This window comes from Thauera sp. 28, assembly GCF_000310145.2.
GTDB classification, from domain to species: Bacteria; Pseudomonadota; Gammaproteobacteria; order Burkholderiales; family Rhodocyclaceae; genus Thauera; species Thauera mechernichensis.
Map to the genome: position 1 here is coordinate 1 of NZ_AMXA01000085.1, position 829 is coordinate 829.

1 protein-coding gene is annotated in these 829 nt (G+C 62.5%); it reads left to right on the top strand.

The annotated features are described in order from the left end of the window. Nucleotides 1–829, top strand: an 829-nt coding sequence (locus C662_RS19535; protein WP_002934599.1) for an efflux RND transporter permease subunit, incomplete at both ends; no start/stop codon positions are given.

The window sequence follows — 829 nt, forward strand, 5'->3', positions numbered from 1 at the left end:
GAGATGAAGATATCGCTCCCGGCCGGGATGGATGCGCCGGAGGTGACCTTCCGGCAGGCGACTTTCATCGAGGCATCGATCAGCACGCTCAAGGGTAAGCTGATTGGCGCATCGGTGTTCGTTGCAGCAATCCTCTTCTTTTTTCTCGGCACCCTGCGCCCGACGATCATCGCGCTCACCGCGATTCCGGTGTCCATCTTCATGACGGCGTTGGTCTTCAAGTATTTCGGGCAGTCGATCAACACGATGACCCTTGGTGGTCTCGCGATTGCGATTGGCGGCTTGGTCGACGATGCGGTTGTGGGCGTAGAGAACGTGCTGCGCCGATTGAAGGAGGACCGCGCAAAGCATCACGACCATCGGCTTCACCCGATCGAACTCGTGGCGCGCGCAACGATGGAAGTGCGCTCGGCCATCCTTTACGCGACCATCATCATCGTGCTGGTGTTCTTGCCGCTGTTCGCGCTGCCTGGCATGGAGGGGCGGCTGTTCGTGCCGCTCGGCGTGGCGTTCATCGTCTCCACGCTCGCCTCGTTGGTCGTCTCGGTGACCGTGACGCCGGTGCTGTCCTTTTACCTGCTTCCCCGGATGAAGTCCCTCGATCACGGTGACACGCGCTTGCTCGCCTGGCTCAAGGCACGTTATCGCGGGGCGTTGCAGGGGGTGCTCGAGCACCCCAGGGCGGCCGTCACAGCGGGTGCGGTTGCGGTGGCAATTGCTGCCGCTGCGGTACCGTTCTTCCCCACGACCTTTCTGCCGCCGTTCAACGAAGGCACCTTGCTGATCGGCATGCGGCTCAACCCGGGCGTTACCCTGGCGGAGTCGACCG